General features: G+C 59.6%; 2 protein-coding genes. Both read left to right on the top strand.

The window, feature by feature from the left end:
* The first annotated feature begins 99 nt into the window (after window positions 1–99).
* Entirely contained in the window at window positions 100–435 is a 336-nt protein-coding gene (gene tnpB / locus AC0969_RS19685; RefSeq protein ID WP_479625843.1) for an IS66 family insertion sequence element accessory protein TnpB, read from the top strand.
* 124 nt (window positions 436–559) lie between these two features.
* A complete protein-coding gene (gene tnpC / locus AC0969_RS19680) occupies window positions 560–2,119 on the top strand; it encodes an IS66 family transposase (RefSeq protein WP_479625842.1) in 1,560 nt (519 codons plus the stop codon).
* The last annotated feature ends 59 nt before the right edge of the window (window positions 2,120–2,178 follow it).

Here is a 2,178-nt window from a genome sequence, read left to right as displayed (position 1 = left end):
CATCCGCATCGACATCCAGCACGCCAGAGGTGCCATGCAAATCCACTGGCCCATAGCCGCATCCAGCCAATGCGCCCAGTGGTTGCGCGAGGTGCTGGCATGATCCGCATGGATGCCGTGTGGCTGGCCACCCAGCCCTTGGACATGCGTTCTGGCATCGATTCCACCCTGGCACGGGTTGTCCAAGTCTTCGGTGCCGCCCACCCGCACACCGCCTACCTCTTTGCCAACCAGCGCGCCAACCGCATGAAGGTCCTGGTGCACGATGGCATCGGCTTCTGGCTGGCCGCCAGGCGACTGCACCAAGGCCACTTTGTCTGGCCCAACTCGGCGGGGCAAACGCAGGTGACCTTGAGCCGCCAACAACTCGACGCGCTGGTTCTGGGTTTACCCTGGAGCCGCATTGGCGAAGGCGGAATTATCACGGTTGTGTGAGATTTTGTTTGCGTCTGAATCAGTCGCAAGCGGCCATTGCACAGTGTTGAGCCGCTATACTTTTTGAGTCAATTGGGGCATGCGTCAATAGCAAAAAATTGTTCTCACGGGCACACTACCGTGCATGGTCGTGGCCCTTGAATCTCTCCCCAGTTTGAACGCCGAACAACTGCGCGAACTCATCCCGGAGTTGGTCGCCCGAATCGCCCAGCAAAGCCAGCTCATCACCGAGCGCGACAACGACATCCTGTACCGCCAGGCCAAGATCGACAAACTCACCCACGAGCTGGCCACGCTCAAACGCTGGAAGTTCGGACGTAGCAGCGAACTGCTTAATGCGAGCCAAATCAGTCTGCTGGACGAGACGATTGACGCCGACATTGCCGCCATCGAGCAAGAGCTCACAGCGCTGACTCCGGCTGCAAAGCCCCCCACCCAAGCCCGCCAGCAACCCAAACGGGCCGCCCTGCCCGCAGGCCTTGCCCGCGTGGACATCCACCACGAACCCGACTCCACCACCTGCGGCTGTGGTTGCCAGTTAAAGCGCATCGGCCAAGATGTCTCAGAGAAGCTGGACTACACCCCTGGCGTGTTCACCGTGGAGCAGCACATTCGTGGCAAGTGGGCCTGTGCCCAATGCGAAACCCTGATCCAGGCACCGGTGCCCGCCCAAATCATTGACAAAGGCATCCCCACTGCAGGCCTGCTGGCTCAGGTACTGGTGGCCAAATACAGCGACCACTTGCCGCTGTACCGCCAGGAACACATCTTTGGCCGTGCCGGTGTGGCGCTGCCGCGCTCGACCCTGGCGCAATGGGTGGGCATTTGTGGGGTGCAATTGCAGCCTTTGGTCGATGCACTCAAAGGAGAAATTCTCAGCCGCCCAGTCCTGCATGCCGACGAGACGCCGGTGCAGATGCTCAAACCCGGAACCAAGAAAACACACCGGGCTTATCTGTGGGCGTATGCGCCAGGCGCGTTCGAAGACTTGAAAGCAGTGGTTTACGACTTCTGCGAATCTCGTGCTGGCGAACATTGCAGAACATTCCTTGGCGAATGGAAGGGGAGTCTGGTGTGTGACGATTACGCGGGCTACAAGGCGGGGTTTGTCAGCGGCATCACGGAGGCTGGGTGCATGGCGCATTCGCGGCGCAAGTTCTTTGATCTGCATGTCAGCAGCAAGAGCCAGATTGCAGGGCAGGCGTGCATCTATATCAGTCAACTCTATGACGTGGAGCGTGACGCCCGCCACCTCAGTGCTGATGAGCGCCTGCAAGTCCGCCAAACCAAATCCAAACCGCTTGCCTGTGCGTTTCACCAGTGGATGCTGTTGCAGCGCCAAAAGATCACGGACGGCTCGGCTACCGCCAAGGCGCTCGATTACAGCCTCAAGCGCTGGGGGGCACTCATGCGCTTTCTGGATGACGGGCGACTGCCGATCGACAACAACTGGATCGAGAACCAGATTCGACCGATTGCCATCGGCCGCAATAATTGGTTGTTCGCGGGCTCCTTGCGGGCGGGGCAGCGTGCGGCGGCGGTGATGAGCTTGATTCAGAGCGCCAAGCTCAATGGGCATGATCCTTATGCCTACCTCAAAGATGTGCTGGCTCGCCTGCCCACGCACAAGAACAGCCAGATCCAAGAATTGCTGCCGCATCGCTGGCAGCCCTCCCAGATTTAACTGCGATCTCGTGCCATGGAGGCACACGCAGCGTCAACATGGGTTGCCCATCCGCTTAC

It is taken from the genome of Rhodoferax sp. LB1P47 (assembly GCF_056521445.1).
The sequence above is the reverse complement of the archived record's forward strand: the minus strand, read 5'-3'. Positions and strand labels throughout refer to the sequence as shown.

What these genes read in the sequence shown, in the direction of transcription:
- tnpB (WP_479625843.1), top strand. Translation starts at nt 100, where the DNA reads ATGATCCGCATGGATGCCGTGTGGCTGGCCACCCAGCCCTTGGACATG.
- tnpC (WP_479625842.1), top strand. Translation starts at nt 560, where the DNA reads ATGGTCGTGGCCCTTGAATCTCTCCCCAGTTTGAACGCCGAACAACTG.